The sequence below is a fragment of the Clostridium lacusfryxellense genome (genome assembly GCF_018861735.1).
In the GTDB taxonomy this organism is placed as follows: Bacteria; Bacillota; Clostridia; order Clostridiales; family Clostridiaceae; genus Clostridium_AD; species Clostridium_AD lacusfryxellense.
Genome location: NZ_JAHLEB010000009.1, coordinates 1 through 17,076 on the forward strand (window position 1 = coordinate 1; position 17,076 = coordinate 17,076).

The following is a 17,076-nucleotide window of genomic DNA, read 5'->3' on the forward strand; positions in this document are numbered from 1 at the left end:
TGCAATATCAAAACAAGAAGATCCAGATATGTATCTTCGCGTTGTAGAAAGAAGACCTGATGGTATCGTAGTTCGTGGAGCTAAAGCTCACCAAACTGGTATATGTAATTCTCATGAAGTTTTAGTTATGCCTACTATGGCTATGAAACCAGATGAGAAAGATTATGCAGTATCATTCTCAGTGCCAACAAACACAGATGGTATCATTATGATTTTGGGTCGTCAATCTTGTGATACAAGAAAGAGTGAAGAAGGAGCAGATATCGATGTTGGTAATTACAATTTTGGTGGGGTAGAAGCTTTAGTTATCTTTGATGATGTATTTGTACCAAATGATAGGATATTCTTAAACGGAGAAACTGAATTTGCAGGAATGCTTGTTGAAAGATTTGCAGGATATCATAGACAAAGTTATGGCGGATGTAAAACTGGTGTAGGCGATGTACTTATTGGAGCTACAGCACTTGCTGCAGATTATAATGGTACAAGCAAAGTATCACATATTAAAGATAAGTTAATAGAAATGACTCACCTTAATGAAACATTATATGCTTGCGGAATAGCATGTTCTGCTGAAGGACATAAAACTGAGTCAGGTAATTATATAGTAGACTTGTTACTTGCTAACGTCTGCAAACAAAATGTTACAAGGTTCCCATACGAAATAGTTAGACTTGCAGAAGACATTGCTGGTGGACTAATGGTAACTATGCCTGCAGAAAAAGATTTTAGGGATCCAATTACTGGACCTTATCTTGAAAAATACCTAAAGGGTGTAGCATCTGTAACAACTGAAAATAGAATGAGAATATTAAGACTTATTGAAAATTTAGCTCTTGGAACAGCTGCTGTTGGTTATAGAACAGAATCAATGCATGGTGCAGGTTCTCCTCAAGCTCAAAGAATAATGATAGCAAGACAAAGCAATATAGCTCATAAAAAGGCACTTGCAAAAGTAATAGCTAGAATTAAAGAATAAAAGAACAAAAAATAATTACTACTGATAAATCAGAATCGGAGGTTTGACATATGTCAATGAAACGAGAATTTGGAAAGGAACAACCATTTATACCAGCTGGGCCATTTAAAATCAGAGTCCCTGGAATTCATTACAAATTTGAATGGCCAGATTATATTCAAGGATTATTAATGTGTGCGGTTTGTTTAGGTGCTATTCCTATGCTTCAAGAGTATTTAGGAATGCCTTTCGAAGTAGCAATGGCAGTTGTTGTACTTAATGGTATATTTTATTGTGCACATGTATTTTTAGGTGATCCAGTTGTACCTGGCTGGGTTACACCAGCTATACCACTTCTTATACTTTATATAAGCGATTATGCAATTGGACCACAGAGAATGCAAGCATTAATAGCTTTTGAAATGAGTTTAGGAATTTTAGCATTCGTCCTAGGAATAACGGGACTTGGTAAAAAAATAGTGCATATTGTTCCTAATGCTATGCAAGCAGGCATTATAATGGGATCGGGAATTGCAGCAATAAATATTATTTTTGTAAAGGGTGCACGGTTTGACCAATTTCCTATTTCAATAGTTGTATGTGTAGGAATAGGTTTCTATCTTCTATTTTCAAATCATTTTAAAAGTATTTGTAATAAAAATAAGTTTTTGAAAATAATATCTAATTTAGGTATATTACCAGTTATAGCACTTGCAATAATATTAGCGCCATTAGTAGGTGAAACTGCTTGGCCTAAAGTAGAATGGGGAATTACGAAACCAGCTTTTGGCGTCCTGTGGACACAATGGACATTTTTGTCCGGTAATATAGGTTTTCCTCCAATTAAAATGTTTATAAATGCGCTACCAATGGTTGTAAGTGCATATATAGTTTTATTTGGTGACATGCTACAATCTCAAGCGTTAATTCAGGACTGTAAAAAAGATAGACCAGATGAGCTTATAGATTATGATCCAAATAGATCCCATATAATTTTTGGACTTCGTAATATGCTAATGTCTGTAATAGGACCAGATCTTACAATGTGTGGACCATTATGGGCAGCAATTCAAGTTGTTATTTGCGAAAGATACAAACATGGAAAAGAATCCATGGATTCAATATTTGGTGGAGCTGCTTCATTCAGATTTGGTACACTTACTGGATATCTGTTATTACCAATAGTTTCATTATGTAAACCTATACTAGGAATTGCACTTGCATCTACAATGCTAATTCAAGGATATGTTTCTATAAGAGTTGGAGTTATGAAGGCTCGTACTGCTAATGATCTTGGTATAGCTGGTATTATAGCTGCTATTGTAGCAACAAGAGGTGCAGCTTGGGGCTTGGCAGCAGGTATTGTACTTTGCATATTAATTAATTTGGGAAATAAACCCGAATTAGATGTAATACTTTTTGATAAAGAAAAAATTTAGGTTGAAATAATACAAAAAAAGGTAAAGTAGATAGAAATAGATGATATGTTTTTAATCATCTATTTCTATTTACTTTTATCATTTTAAAATGGATAAAATAATGAATATCAATTTGATATACAAGTAAAGTTATTTGGTGTATAATAAAAGGTATAAGTGTAAAGAGATGGAATCAAAAGGTTTGATTAATTACTGTAAGCTTGGTAGCATCATATAGGTACCTTTTTATTTTTTTTGTTAATATTTGTGAAATAAATCACAATGATTTAATAATACGTGTTAAAAGGTATTCCGATGACCTATCAGGTCAAAAGTATTTTAAAAAAATTTTTGATTTTAGCTCTGGAAATATTAATAGATTTAGAAACTGAACTTGTAGGAATACTGAACTGGTTATAAAATTTTTATTTTGGGAGAGTGTTAGATATGAACTTAGAAGAAATTTATAAATCAAAGGTAATTACGGCAAATCAAGCTGCAGAGAAAATAAAATCTGGAAACAGGGTAGTTACAGGACATGCTTGTGCAGAGCCAACTGAAATTATAGCTGCAATGGTTGCTAATTGTAATGCTTATGAAGATGTTGAAATTGTACATATGGTGCCTATGGGAAAGGCAGAGTATATAAGTCCTGGAATGGATAAGCATTTTACACATAATGCGTTATTTATAGGTGGCCCAACTAGAAAAGCCTATGCTGAAAAAAGAGTGGATTTTACTCCGTGTTTCTTTTCTAGAATACCTGAATTATTTAAAAATAATTATTTGCCTGTAGATGTTGCAATAATTCAAGTTTCATCTCCTGATGAACATGGATATTGTAGTTTTGGTGTATCTGTTGATTATACTAAGACTGCAGCAGAATGTGCAAAAGTTATAATTGCAGAAGTAAATAATAAAATGCCAAGAACACTTGGAGACTCTTTTATAAATATATCTGATATTGATTTTATTGTAGAAGTAAATCATGAACTTATAGAGCTTAATCCTCCTAAGATTGGGGATGTTGAGAAAGCCATTGGAAAGTACTGTGCTTCATTAATCGAAGATGGTTCTACACTTCAACTCGGAATAGGAGCTATTCCGGATGCAGTACTTTTGTTCTTAAAAGATAAAAAAGATTTGGGAATACATTCGGAAATGATATCAGATGGTGTAGTCGAACTTGTTGAGGCCGGAGTTATAACAAACAAGGCTAAAACACTTCATAAAGGTAAAATAGTTGTAACCTTCCTTATGGGAACAAAAAGACTTTATGACTTTGTTAATAATAACCCAATGGTTGAAATGTACTCCGTAGACTATGTAAATGATCCTGTTATAATATCAAAGAATAGTAAAATGGTTTGTATTAATTCAGCTATTCAAGTTGATCTTATGGGTCAAGTTAATGCAGAAACCATAGGATTAAAGCAGTTTAGTGGAACTGGAGGACAGGTTGACTTTATTAGAGGGGCAGCTATGGCTAAAGATGGTAAAGCTATAATTGCAATACCTTCTACAGCTAGTAGAGGAAAGATATCTAGAATTGCTCCTTTTCTTGATGAAGGATCAGCAGTTACAACGCTAAGAAATGAAGTTCAATATATAGTTACAGAATATGGAATTGCAGATTTAAAAGGCAAAACTTTAAAAAATAGAGCTAGAGGACTTATAAATATTGCTCATCCAGACTTTAGGCCAATGCTTATAGAAGAATATGAAAAAAGATTCAATTGTAAATTTTAGTAAAATTAAATAACTATAAAAAAAAAGCTTAAATTAAGAAATGCAGGATGATAATTTATTTAATCACCTTGAGTTTCTTAATTTAAGCTTTAGTATTTTTTATAGTATAAAACAATATTTAATGTTATACAATATTATAAATAATTTAGAATAGATTATATTTAAAAGTATAAATATGGGTATTTTATAAAGAAATGAAAATATTTTACAAAAAAAGAAGGATTATCATATAAGTTATCGAATATAGAACAAGGATACATTATTTAGACGATTCTAAATATGTTTTAATTTCAAAAGACTCGGGAGGAAAAAAATGCATTTAAATTTTGAAAATAACGAGGATAAGTTGATAGTTTACATGTCTGGTGAATTAGACCATCATAGTGCTGAAGAAGTACGGAATATCATAGACGATAGGTTAGAACGAGATAGCTTCAATAAATTGATTATGGATTTTGGTGATGTTACATTCATGGATAGTTCTGGTATTGGTGTGGTTATCGGAAGATATAAAAAGTTACATATGAGGAATGGCAAAGTATGTGTAACTAATATTAAATCTTCAGTGAAGAGAGTATTTGAATTATCAGGGATGTTTAAAATTATCATGTTATATGATGACGTAAAGCAAGCTGTAAACAACATTTAGTGGGGGGATTAATATGTGTTACAATAAAATAAAAATCGAATTTTTAAGTAAATCGCAGAATGAAAGTTTTGCAAGAGTAGCAGTAGCAGCATTTGCGTCGCAATTAGATCCTACAATTGACGAAATTACTGATGTTAAAACAGCAGTATCTGAAGCCGTTACAAATGCAATTATACATGGTTATGAAAGTGAAGAAGAAATGATTACTATAGAAGCTATTATTGAGGGAACACAGTTAACAGTTATAGTTAATGATGTAGGTAAAGGAATTGATAATTTAGAACTTGCCATGCAACCATTATACACTTCTAGGCCAGACCTAGAAAGGTCAGGAATGGGTTTTACTGTAATGGAAACTTTTATGGACAGTTTAGAAGTAAAGTCTGATAAAGGTAGGGGAACAAGTATAATAATGAAAAAAATATTTAATCCTTTAAGTTAGGTGGAATATTATGGATCAAAAAATAGTAAGAAAAAATAACTACAACTATGAAGATAATATGCATCTGATTCAATTAGCTAGGAATGGAGAACCTGGTGCATTAGATACTCTAGTGGAGATGAATTTGCCACTAGTTGCATCAATAAGTAAAAAGTTTCTTAATAGGGGATATGAGTATGATGATATATTCCAAATTGGTTGTATTGGCCTTGTAAAAGCAATTAATAACTTTGATACTAAGTATAATGTTAAATTTTCTACGTACGCCGTTCCTATGATAATGGGTGAAATCAAAAGATTTCTTAGAGATGATGGTATTATAAAAGTAAGTAGAAGTGTTAAAAATACCGCAAGGCAATTACATTATGATAAAGATACACTTACAAAAAAATTGGGTAGAGACCCTACTATTGATGAACTTTCGGTTTTTAGTAATATAGAAAAAGAAGATATAGTGTATGCATTAGAATCAGCAAGTAATATGTTATATCTTTTTGATACAATACATCAGGATGATGGTGCTCCAGTCCTTTTAATAGATAAATTAAGTGAAAAATACGAGGAAGATAATCAAGTTTTAGACAAAATTGCACTTAAAGAAGCACTTAGAAAATTGGATGCTAAATCAAGGCAAATAATTATGCTTAGATACTTCAAAGATAACACACAAATTCAAGTTGCAAAAATGATGGGGATAAGTCAAGTGCAGGTTTCAAGAATAGAAAAAAAGGTTTTAAAAATAATGAAGGAAAAATTAACTTAGTAAGAATATTAATAAGGTTAAATTTAAATATGGTACTTCAATTTTAAGTTTGAAGCATCATAATTATGTTTAACCTTATTTTTTTGACTAGAAATGATAATATTGCAAATACTAACAAAACAAATCACATGTTTTTTCAATAAAATTATATATGCACAATTATATAAATACAATTTTACAATTGGTGTCTACGTTAAAGAAAGATAAGGAGGACCTTATATGAAGGTGGAAGAAAAAACGATAAGAAAAAAATTCGATAATCTTAATTCAAATAACATACCTAAACCTAATTTGCCACTGCATTGCTTTAATGCATTTTGGGTTGGCGGATTAATTTGTGTAATAGGACAATTTATAAGTGATATTTTCTCTAAAATAGGTATTCCTAAAGATGATCTAGGGACATATGTTTCTATAGTAATGGTGTTCCTAGGAGCTGTACTTACTGGTATTGGAGTATACGACAAACTAGGTGATTTTGCTGGGGCAGGTTCGGTAGTGCCAATCACTGGATTTGCAAATTCAATTGTTTCACCAGCCATGGAATTTAAAAAAGAAGGTTTTGTTTTTGGCGTTGCGGCTAAAATGTTTACTATTGCGGGACCTGTTTTAGTATATGGGATAGGATCTTCTGTAATTGTAGGTGTACTATATTATTTTATAAGGTGGTGATTCAAAATGGGTAGAAGAGTCGGTCTTCAAACAGTAGAAATTGAAAGTAAACCTAGAATTATTGGTACATACAATATAGTAGGCCCTAAAGAAGGCCAGGGGCCGTTAAAAAAGTATTTTGATAAGATCATTGAGCATGATCTTAATGGTACTGATAGTTTTGAAAAAGCTGAATCAAGTCTATTATATACAGCTATATCTGAGAGTATAAAAAAAGCAAAACTCAAAGAATCAGATATTAATTATTTACTAGCTGGAGACTTATTAAATCAGTTATCATCTTCCTGTTTTGCAGCTAGGGATTTGGATATACCATTTATAGGGCTTTATGGAGCCTGTTCAACTATGGCAGAATCATTAAGCGTTGGTTCGATGATAATGGAGGGAGGCCTAGCTAATTACGTAATAGCTGCTACTTCATCACATTTTTCCTCTGCGGAAAGACAATTTAGATTACCACTAGAAATGGGAAGTCAAAGAGCAATGACGGCTCAGTGGACAGTTACAGGTGCGGGAGCTATGGTATTGGGTAAAAAAGGAAATTTTCCATATGTTACTCATGTTACAACCGGAAAGGTTAAAGATTATGGAATAATTGATGTGAATAACATGGGAGTTGCAATGGCACCCGCAGCAGTAGACACCATTAAGCAGCATTTTTTAGACACTGGAAGAAAACCTTCGGATTATGATATTATTGCTACTGGTGACCTTGGTATTATTGGAAAGGAATTTACAGAAAAACTGCTCTTAGAATATAAATATGATATGAAGGGCCATTATATTGATTGTGGTGAAATGATTTTTGATTCAGAAAAGCAAGGCACAAATGCAGGAGGTAGTGGGTGCGGGTGTTCTGCTGTGGTTGCAACAGGATATTTAATTAAAAACATGCTAAAGGGGAAATTTAAAAGAATATTATTAGTTTCCACTGGCGCACTTCTAAGTTCAACTTCTTGTCTCCAAGGTGAGACAATACCTGGTATTGCTCATGCTGTATCAATAGAGTTTGGGGGTGAATAAATGACTAATTACATTATGGCTTTTGTAGTTGGGGGGATTATATGTGTAATAGGACAGATACTTATGGATACAACTAAGCTGACTCCAGCAAGGATCTTAGTTGTATTTGTAACAGGAGGTGTAATCTTAGGCGCACTAAATATATATGATGTGGTAATAGAGTATGGAAAAGCAGGCGGAAGCATCCCTTTACCTGGATTTGGATATAGTTTAGCTAAAAGTGTTATGAAGGAAGTAGACGAAGTTGGATTTATTGGGGCATTTACAGGAGGAATAAAAGGTACTGCAGGTGGTATCACAGCTGCGATTTTCTTCGGATATATTATGGCATTAATATTCAATCCTAAAAGTAAAGTGTAAAAAGCAACTATCAAATATTTATATTTGATAGTTGCTTTTTATTTATACATTAACGTTTATTATCTTTATTATCTTTATTATCTTTAGTTTTGGGATTGTCAGTTTTAGGAGTATCAACTGTAGGGTCGACAATTGAAGGATCTACAATTGGTGGAGTAACAATTGGTGGAATAATTGGCGGAAGTATAATCTTCTTTGAAAATGTATCAACTGCAGTAGGTAATACGTAAATAGAGTCTTTAAGATTTACAGTAGGTACATAATCTCTCTTTATAAAAACTCTAGTTTCAATTTTATTAGGTGGTGTAAATTCTGATGGTAGTACGTATTTTCCAGTAGGATCTTTTGTAACCTTAGCAGAAACATGTATGCTATCAAGGGTAGTAGGCTGAGTACCATCAAGAAATAGTTCAGAATAGACTCTATTGCCTCTTGGATCTGCATAAGTTAAATCACTAGGTATATCACCTGAATCTTTCGATACTGAAAATGGTGATATACCCGATGGCATTTCTATGTTTTTAACAGGAAGAGAAGTATGGGCTGATTTCATAATTTTGCCCCAAATCGAAGCAGCGCCATTACTGCCTATTCCTTTAATTTGATCTGCTTTATCGGTTCCAACCCAAATTGCTGAAGAGTAATAAGGGGTTAACCCAACAAACCATAAATCTTTTGAATTAGAAGAAGTACCAGTTTTACCGCGAACAGGCATGTCGCTAAAAACAGCATTTGTACCAGTACCACCTGGGCCTACAGGTCCCCCCAATAAATCATACATTATATATGCAGTTTGTGCAGATATAACCGGAGTAGTTTCGGGCTTTGTTTCAAGAAGTACTTTGCCGGTTCTATCTACTACTTTAGTGTATAATCTCGGAGTGGTTCGATTACCACTATTACCAAACACACCATAAGCTGCTGCCATAGTGAGAGGATTAGTTCCGTTATATTCTCCGCCATCTAATTGACCAAGAGACATGGCCGCCATACTAGTCTTATCTACGTTATCTAGCTGTAATCCAAACTTTTCACCATAGGCAGCGCCAGTTTTAATACCTATCATATTCTCTAATTTCACAGCCGCAACATTAACAGAATATTTTAGACAATCTCTTAGAGTTAAGTATCCCTTATATTCATCAGGTGAATTTTTAGGATTATATCCAACTTCTGCAGGTACAGGAGAATCTTCAATAACAGTTGAAGCTGTAGCTATCTTTGAATCAATAGCAGGACTGTATACTGTTAAAGGTTTAATACTAGAACCAGGTGCCCTTAAGAAGTCTTCTGACGCCGCTCTGTTATAAGATAATGGAGCATTAGCGCTAGTACCACCTATAATAGATTTAACTTCACCTGTGTGGTAATCCATAACAACAGATGCTGCCTGAATATCTCCATGCACAGATGCATCAATAGTCTTTTGTGATGATTCCTGAATACCTCTATTCATTGTTGTATAAATTTTTACTCCATCGTACATTAACATTGAATATGCTTCTTTATTACTGATATTATATTCTTTCATCAAATCCTTAGCAATCTGAAGGATTGCAGGTCTTGAGAAATATTCATAGTTCATGGCTTTATCATTTTTTAAAAAATTAAATTTCAATTCTTCTGCCATAGCTAAATCAAATTGTTCTTTAGTTATTTTTTTATATCTGTACATATTATCTAGAACAGCTTTTGTTCTATTAGATTCAAAAGCCTCATTATTCTTATATGCTTTATAGGCCATATTGTATGAAACACTAGGACTTTGAGCTGCACTTGCAATAAAAGCAGTTTGTTTTAAAGTCAAATCTTTAATGGACTTACTAAAATATTGTTTTGATGCCGCTTCTACACCATGTGCATTTCCCCCTAAAAATATAGTATTCATGTAAGTTTCTAAAATTTGTGGTTTAGTTAAAACTTTCTCTATTTGTAGTGATAAAGCTATCTCTTGAACTTTTCTTTTTATAGAAGTTCTGTTTTCCATAGAATCTTCTAAAAATATTCTATATTTGACCAATTGTTGAGTTATAGTTGAGGCACCTTGAAGACTTTCATTGCTGCCCTGTATTTTTATTTTTATATCATTAAATATAGAACCAGCTAATCTTTTTAAATCAACCCCTGGGTGGGTTTTAAATCTAGAATCTTCAATACTTATAAATGCATCCTGAAGGCCTTCAGGCACATCACTAATAGGTACATTAATTCTTCTTTGTGAATTAACATATTCATCCATTGGTTTTCCGGAATCATCTAGTAATATTGTTATCTCATCTAATTTTAAAAATTCATTAATATCTAAACTAGGAGCTGTTTTAATCATGCCTAACACTATTCCACCAATAGCTACACTAGATATTAAACCTATAATTAAAATAGTAAAAACAATGTTTTTAAAAACATGTTTCCCAGTTCTTTTTTTCTTTTTCTGAGTAGTTTTATCATTTTCCATCAAGTATCCTCCTTGAGTTCATCTAAAGCAGATACCTATTATTAAAAGATATACTGCCTACTAAAAATAATGTTATATAACAATATTTAGCTTTTAATATTATACCATATAATTGTGTTATTTATTTAAGTCTCTTTTAATATAAAGTATTGAAATTTGAAATCATATTTAAATTCTTTACCTGAGTGGAGTTACATATAATAAAATATAAACTTTTATGGAGGTAATGAATATTAAAAATAAAAATAAAGTTAAAACTAGACTATTCATAATTATAGCCATAATCATGATGAATTTTACAATATTTATATATATTTTTGATCAAACTGCTATGCCAACAGTAATGGCTGTGGCGGATGCGGAAATGAGAGCAAAGGCTACTGAGATTGTGAACAGAGCAATTATAAATGAATATTCAGATCAATTTAACTACGATGATGTTATTAGAGTAGATAAAGATGAACAAGGAAATATTGTAATGCTAAAAGCTGATACACTAAAAATGAATAAAATAGCTTGCGATGTTGCTTTAGAAGCTCAAAAGGAATTAATGAAGCTTGGAGACATTGGAATTAAAGTTCCACTCGGGTATATAACTAGAAATAATATTTTATCTTATTACGGCCCAAAAGTTACTATAAAAATGCAACCCATAGGACATGTAGAAACTAAATATTCATCTGAATTTGAGAGTGCAGGTATAAATCAGACGAGGCATAAGATTTATGTTAAAGTAAAAACAACTATAAGAGTGATTATCCCTTTGAAGAGTAATGATATAGAGGTAGCTAATGAAGTTCCAATTGCCGAAACCATAATAGTGGGTAAAACACCTAATACTGCAGTGCAGTTAGATTTAAATGGTACAGGTTATAAAGTCGGTAATAATTAGATGAATAATATTAAAGCAAAAAATAAAGCACATTAATTAAATGTACTTTATTTTTTCTTTTATTTGTATTAAGATTGCTATTCTTCCCAATTAAATATGTATGGTATATTTCTATAATAGTCTCCGTAATTTAATCCATACCCAACTACAAAAACATCTGGAATATCAAAGCAGCAATAATCAGGTGTTATATCAATAGTTCTTCTCTCAAGTTTATTTAAAAGTACGCAAGTCTTAACGCTAGCAGCACCTAAAGATTGAACACGTAATTTAACAAAATTCATAGTTATACCAGTATCAACAATATCATCTACTATTAAAACATCAAACCCTTCAATATTGTCAGGTATATCATTTATAACATTAATTGACCCGGTTGATTCCTCACCTGCTCCATAGCTTGAGGTTGTCATAAACCCAATTTTGGTAGGCACAGTTATTTGACGTACAAGGTCTGCGGTATAAATAAAGCTACCACGTAGTAAGGAAAGAACATATAACTTCTTTCCTAGATAATCTTTTGAAATTTGAGTACCAAGTTGAATTACTCTCTCGTCAATTTTGTCTTTAGTTATAAGAATATTCTTTTTTTTGTTATCCAATGTTAATCCCGCCTTCTATATATATTTACAAGTTTGCTACAATGGTATAAAATTATAAGGAAGTTGTCAAGTATAAGAATAAGAAAACTTGTTAAAATATAATAGAATGGAGTGATGTACTATGATATATGGAAATATAGATGGAGTTAAAAATTCGATTTTAGATAAATTGGAAAAGGCATGTGAAATAAAAGTTTCTAAAGATTGTATTTTGTCTGAAGAATTGGTTGATATACTAGTTGAGGTAACACAAAATTTAGATAGGGAAGTCAGTGCAGCAATAGATAGAAAAGGCATGATTATTAGCATGGCAATTGGAGATAGTAGCACTGTAGAACTGCCTATTATTGATATACGAGAAGGTCGATTATCAGGGGTTAAAATAATACACACGCATCCAAATGGCAATTCTAGATTATCTGCGTTAGATATGTCAGCATTAATAAAATTAAAGCTTGATTGTATAGTCGCTATTGGAGTTACAGCGCAAAAGGATAACTTAAGATTTAACGTAGGTTTTTGTGAAATAGATAAAAGCATTTTAATAGAAGAAGAAGTGGGCCCAATAAGTATAACTCAAGTAATAGAGTATGATATTTTAGACAAGATTAAACACACCGAAAGATTGATGAAAGCAAATGAAATTATTGAAGATGATACAGAACGAGCTATTTTAGTTGGGATAGAAAGTGAAGAAGATTTAGTAGAACTTACAGAACTTGCAAGAGCATGTAATGTGGAAACTGTAGATATTGTACTTCAAAATAGGCATAAAATAGACTCGGCTTTATACATAGGTAGCGGTAAAGCAGAAGAAATTGCGGTTATTAGGCAAGCGTTAAGAGCAAATCTTGTTGTATTTGATGATGAATTATCAGGTTCTCAGGTTAGAAATTTAGAGGAAGTTCTTGGCTGTAAGGTTATAGACAGAACTACACTAATACTTGAAATTTTCGCGCGAAGAGCAAGAACTCGAGAAGCGAAAATCCAGGTTGAGCTTGCACAACTAAAATATAGATTACCACGGTTATCGGGACTTGGAACAATGCTTTCAAGAACAGGAGCAGGTATTGGAACAAAAGGCCCTGGCGAGAAAAAATTGGAAATAGATAAACGAAGAATAAGAGAGAGTGTATTTGACTTAAATAAAGAATTAGAAAAAATAAGAACTACCAGAAGCGTGCAAAGAGAAAAACGGAGTCGCGAGAGCATATCAAAGGTATCATTAGTCGGTTATACTAATTCAGGTAAGTCTACACTTAGAAACGCATTATGCGATGTAGCAGCATTAAAAAGTGTAACTCAAAAAGATAAAGTATTCGAAGCAGATATGCTTTTTGCAACACTCGATGTTACAACAAGGGCTCTTATTTTACCAGATAATAGAGTGGCAGCAGTAACAGATACAGTAGGGTTTATAAGAAAACTTCCCCATGATTTAGTGGAAGCATTTAAATCTACTCTTGAGGAGGTAGTTTATGCAGATTTATTGTTACATGTTGTGGATGCATCATCTGACAATGCAGAATTACAAATAGAGGCAGTAGATGGAGTACTAACAGAATTAAATGCAATTAATAAACCAACTATATTAGTTCTAAATAAAATTGATGTAGCTTCACAAGAAAATATTATTAAAATCAAAGAAAAATATAAACATTTAAAAACCATCGAAATATCAGCTAAAAATGGCACAAATTTAGAAGAGTTATTGGTAGAGACCTGCAAAGAGCTTCCGTACACACTCAAAAAATTTGAAGTGCTTATACCATACACTGATCAATCAATGGTTGCCTATCTGCATAGAGGTTCAAAGGTTAATTCTGAAGAGTACAGTGAAGAAGGAACAATAATGTCAGTATTAGGTGACGATGAAGTTTATAATAAGTGTGAAAAATATATAATACAGTAATATAAAATATTTTTATTATAATGTTGTAACAAATAAAAACCCATTAAGTGTAATAAAATCGTTGGTATATATATATACTATTAAATAATAGTTATATATCATTATCGCAGGATTAGGAGTAGATATGGGAGAGGGAAAATCAAATTCAGATAATGGGAACAGGCAAAGTAAACAAACAAATCAACAAGAGGCCTCAAATAGTTATTTAAAAAAAATCATAGCTGATATGAGTGAACAATTTAAGAATATTGATATTAGTGGATCCACTGGGCAAAAATTTTCTAGTTCCTCTGGAGCGACTGAAGCGTATGGTACTTCTAATGCATGTGATAATATGGATGTTAGAGTACTAGCAGACAAGGTCGCAAGTATAAATATATTAAAATTTGAACTGGATAAATTACCACTTGATTTTAAAGCAAGAGCTTATTTTGAAAATGAAGTAAAACCACTAACAGATGCTCTAAGCGTTTTATCCTTTGCATCTAGTAGTTATGCAATTACTGCAGTTAACATAGCAAATACAAATTTTGGCCGCAGTTCAAAAATAAAAGATGCCTTAGATTTAGCTCAAGGAGTTGACGAAATCTCTATGGAGATAATTAAAGTTTTACGATGCAAAATAGATAATATGTTGAATTTTTCAAAGTACGATTGTAAATGAGTTGTCAGCATTATAAAGAGAACGGGTTTATTTATATTAAACTTGATTCTCTTTATTTTCTTAACTAAAAACAAAATGTCTGTAATTGTGAAAAGTGTAGTGCTATAATAAACGATAAAGGAATAATATAAGAATTTGGGGGGAGTGAAAGAAATGACAAAAACTATTTTGCAATATCAAAATGCTTTTAATAGTGTACTAGACAGAATTAAAATTGATGATTCGGTTCTATCCGTGATGGTTTTCGGTAGCATGGTAACTGGTGATTTGTGGGAAGAATCAGATATTGATTTATTTGTAATTGTTAATGAAAGTCTAGAAAAGATTAAGGATATTTATGCCGAGGAGAAGGGCGTTCCAGTACATATTAAACTTATGAGTAAAGAAAAATTCATACAAATTTATTGTGATGATATTAAGGGCGGATATGCACATAGAATTTTTTCATCTTCAAAATTATTATTTTCAAAAGATATTGATATAACTGTAAGATATGATGGCGGTAGATTTTTTCCTGATTTAGATAGAGAACGTTGGGGAATGTATTTTTTAGGGAAACTTTTAAAAGACGTTGGAGTATGTAAAAAATATTTATCCAGCAATGGTATATATACTGCATATAGTACAGCAATAAGATGTATAGAAAAGTATTCCAGATTATTTGTTAACTCATCAGGATATATGATTAGTAAAGATGTTATGACAATGGCTTTAAATTTAGATGATACATTTAAAATTTGTGTTGATAAATTGTTTTTTAACAATTCACACACAACTGATACAATTCAAGAAACTATAACATATTTGGAAGAAAGTATAAATTTAAGTATCAAGAGCAATTGTGCCTTACTTCTAAATTATATGAGAGAAAAGGATAGTTTTTTAAGTGCTGAGGAAATTATGGCTGAGGATTTATTTAAGGAATTTAATATAGATATGGAAGAAGTTCTTAATAAACTCTGGGAAAGAGATATTATAAAAAAAGAAAGTAGAGATTTTATGATGATAAAGGATAAAATCTTATTTAAACAAAATGTTTACTACGTTTAATATTAATTGGATAAATAGGTGGTCATATGAATAACTTTGAAATAGAATTTAGTAGTGAAGTTCCTAAGTATTTACAAATATCAAATCATATCCAAAAACTGATTGATGATAATTTCCTTATTGATGGCGAAAAATTACCATCAATAAGGAAATTATCTAAAATGCTTATAGTTAATGAAGTGACTGTAGTTAGCGCCTATAAGAAACTGGAAGCTGAGGGATATGCTTACCAAAAGATGGGTAGTGGAACATATGCTAAACGAAGAGATATAAACATCAAGTTTAAGAAGGAGTACTCTAATACATTAAAAAAAATTTCTGGCCATAGTCTTAAAAATTACGTGGATTTTACGGGTGAAATTACTAGTAGTGAATTTTTTCCTGTAGCAGTATTTAAAGATGTCTTAAATGAAGTTTTAGACAGAGATGGTACAGAGGCGTTTGCCTATAAGGAATCATTAGGATATGAGGGACTTAGAAATAGTATAAGTAGTTTCTTTTGGGATAACAAAGTAAGTTCTGAAGATATATTAATACTCTCAGGAGCACAACAGGGTATTGATATATTGTCAAAGTCTATAATAAACATACATGATAATGTTGTTGTAGAAAAACCTACTTATGGCGGTGCTCTTACTGTTTTTAAATGGCGTAGGGCTAATATATTTGAAGTGGATATGTTAGAGGATGGCATAAATTTAACACAATTTGAAGAGATACTTAAAAAGAACAAAATAAGATGTTTTTATGCCATGAGTTATTTTCAAAATCCTACAGGTGCCAGCTATAGTTTGGACAAAAAGTTAAGAATATTAGAATTCGCAGAGTTGTATGATTTTTATATAGTAGAGGATGATTATTTATCTGAATTAATATATGACAATAAGGTATATAAGAGCTTTAAGAGTTTAGATGTAAATGATAGGGTTATTTATATAAAGAGTTTTTCAAAGATATTTCTTCCAGGAATAAGGTTAGGATATATGATATCACCAGAGAAACTAAAAGAGCATATTCAAAATTCAAAAATTAACACAGATATATCTACTTCGAGTCTTATGCAACGCGCACTGGACTTATACATAAATAAAGATCTTTGGAAAGAACACATAAGCCATCTTAATATGGTGTACAAAGAAAAATATAATTTTATGATAGAATGTATAGAAAAAAAATTACATTGCAAGGTTAGTTATTATAAACCAGGAGGTGGCATTCATTTTTATTTTAAAATAGATGCTACTTTGAATATTAATGCTATGGAATTATTTTATAGGTGTAAGGACAGAAAAGTACTTATTACTCCAGGAATTTTATTTTATAAAAATGCTCAGGAAGGCAACAATTATTTTAGATTAAGTTTTTCGGAAATAAGAAAAGATAAAATAGAAGAAGGAATTAGGATTATATCAGAGATATTAAGTTGTAAGTAAAAAATAGCTATAATGTAAGATTAGAAATAAGGAG

General features: G+C 31.6%; 16 protein-coding genes. 14 read left to right on the top strand and 2 right to left on the bottom strand.

What is annotated here, in order from left to right:
• The 9 genes from KPL55_RS07175 to spoVAE all read left to right on the top strand — a co-directional run.
• Positions 1 to 979: 4-hydroxyphenylacetate 3-hydroxylase C-terminal domain-containing protein (locus KPL55_RS07175; RefSeq protein WP_216306028.1), on the top strand; the 979-nt coding region annotated here is incomplete at its 5' end.
• A 50-nt stretch (positions 980 to 1,029) separates the two neighbouring features.
• Entirely contained in the window at positions 1,030 to 2,397 is a 1,368-nt protein-coding gene (locus KPL55_RS07180) for a hypothetical protein (protein WP_216306029.1), read from the top strand.
• A gap of 426 nt (positions 2,398 to 2,823) precedes the next feature.
• Positions 2,824 to 4,125, top strand: coding sequence for an acetyl-CoA hydrolase/transferase family protein (locus KPL55_RS07185; RefSeq protein WP_216306030.1), 1,302 nt, complete (start codon positions 2,824 to 2,826; stop codon positions 4,123 to 4,125).
• Positions 4,126 to 4,438: 313 nt separating this feature from the next.
• The gene (spoIIAA, locus tag KPL55_RS07190; RefSeq protein ID WP_216306031.1) at positions 4,439 to 4,774 is read left to right on the top strand and encodes an anti-sigma F factor antagonist; all 336 of its coding nucleotides are present in this window, start codon (positions 4,439 to 4,441) and stop codon (positions 4,772 to 4,774) included.
• Between the two features lie 13 nt (positions 4,775 to 4,787).
• A complete protein-coding gene (gene spoIIAB, locus KPL55_RS07195) occupies positions 4,788 to 5,216 on the top strand; it encodes an anti-sigma F factor (RefSeq protein WP_216306032.1) in 429 nt (142 codons plus the stop codon).
• A 10-nt stretch (positions 5,217 to 5,226) separates the two neighbouring features.
• A complete protein-coding gene (sigF, locus tag KPL55_RS07200) occupies positions 5,227 to 5,979 on the top strand; it encodes an RNA polymerase sporulation sigma factor SigF (protein WP_216306033.1) in 753 nt (250 codons plus the stop codon).
• Positions 5,980 to 6,198: 219 nt separating this feature from the next.
• The gene (gene spoVAC / locus KPL55_RS07205) at positions 6,199 to 6,651 is read left to right on the top strand and encodes a stage V sporulation protein AC (protein WP_216306034.1); all 453 of its coding nucleotides are present in this window, start codon (positions 6,199 to 6,201) and stop codon (positions 6,649 to 6,651) included.
• A gap of 6 nt (positions 6,652 to 6,657) precedes the next feature.
• On the top strand, positions 6,658 to 7,674 hold the full coding sequence (gene spoVAD, locus KPL55_RS07210; RefSeq protein ID WP_216306035.1) for a stage V sporulation protein AD: 1,017 nt from the start codon (positions 6,658 to 6,660) through the stop codon (positions 7,672 to 7,674).
• Positions 7,675 to 8,034, top strand: a complete 360-nt coding sequence (spoVAE, locus tag KPL55_RS07215; protein ID WP_216306036.1) for a stage V sporulation protein AE — start codon at positions 7,675 to 7,677, stop codon at positions 8,032 to 8,034.
• 49 nt (positions 8,035 to 8,083) lie between these two features.
• Here the strand turns inward: spoVAE and KPL55_RS07220 are convergent, their stop codons facing one another.
• The gene (locus tag KPL55_RS07220; protein WP_216306037.1) at positions 8,084 to 10,489 is read right to left on the bottom strand and encodes a transglycosylase domain-containing protein; all 2,406 of its coding nucleotides are present in this window, start codon (positions 10,487 to 10,489) and stop codon (positions 8,084 to 8,086) included.
• A gap of 217 nt (positions 10,490 to 10,706) precedes the next feature.
• On the opposite strand from KPL55_RS07220, the gene yunB reads away from it, so the two are divergent.
• Positions 10,707 to 11,381 carry a sporulation protein YunB gene (gene yunB / locus KPL55_RS07225; RefSeq protein WP_376770429.1) on the top strand — a complete coding sequence of 225 codons (675 nt, stop codon included), beginning with the start codon at positions 10,707 to 10,709 and terminating at the stop codon, positions 11,379 to 11,381.
• A 77-nt stretch (positions 11,382 to 11,458) separates the two neighbouring features.
• Here yunB and hpt read toward each other — a convergent pair whose 3' ends face one another.
• Complete coding sequence (hpt, locus tag KPL55_RS07230; RefSeq protein ID WP_216306038.1) at positions 11,459 to 11,983, bottom strand: hypoxanthine phosphoribosyltransferase; 525 nt, start codon at positions 11,981 to 11,983, stop codon at positions 11,459 to 11,461.
• A 121-nt stretch (positions 11,984 to 12,104) separates the two neighbouring features.
• Here hpt and hflX point away from each other — a divergent pair, with 121 nt between their 5' ends.
• From hflX to pdxR, 4 genes are all read left to right on the top strand, one after another.
• Positions 12,105 to 13,895, top strand: coding sequence for a GTPase HflX (gene hflX / locus KPL55_RS07235; RefSeq protein ID WP_216306039.1), 1,791 nt, complete (start codon positions 12,105 to 12,107; stop codon positions 13,893 to 13,895).
• A gap of 124 nt (positions 13,896 to 14,019) precedes the next feature.
• Complete coding sequence (locus tag KPL55_RS07240; protein ID WP_216306040.1) at positions 14,020 to 14,559, top strand: hypothetical protein; 540 nt, start codon at positions 14,020 to 14,022, stop codon at positions 14,557 to 14,559.
• A 153-nt stretch (positions 14,560 to 14,712) separates the two neighbouring features.
• Positions 14,713 to 15,609: a nucleotidyltransferase domain-containing protein gene (locus KPL55_RS07245; protein ID WP_216306041.1), complete on the top strand. Its 897-nt coding sequence runs from the start codon at positions 14,713 to 14,715 to the stop codon at positions 15,607 to 15,609.
• Between the two features lie 26 nt (positions 15,610 to 15,635).
• Complete coding sequence (gene pdxR / locus KPL55_RS07250) at positions 15,636 to 17,042, top strand: MocR-like pyridoxine biosynthesis transcription factor PdxR (RefSeq protein WP_216306042.1); 1,407 nt, start codon at positions 15,636 to 15,638, stop codon at positions 17,040 to 17,042.
• Positions 17,043 to 17,076: the final 34 nt, after the last annotated feature.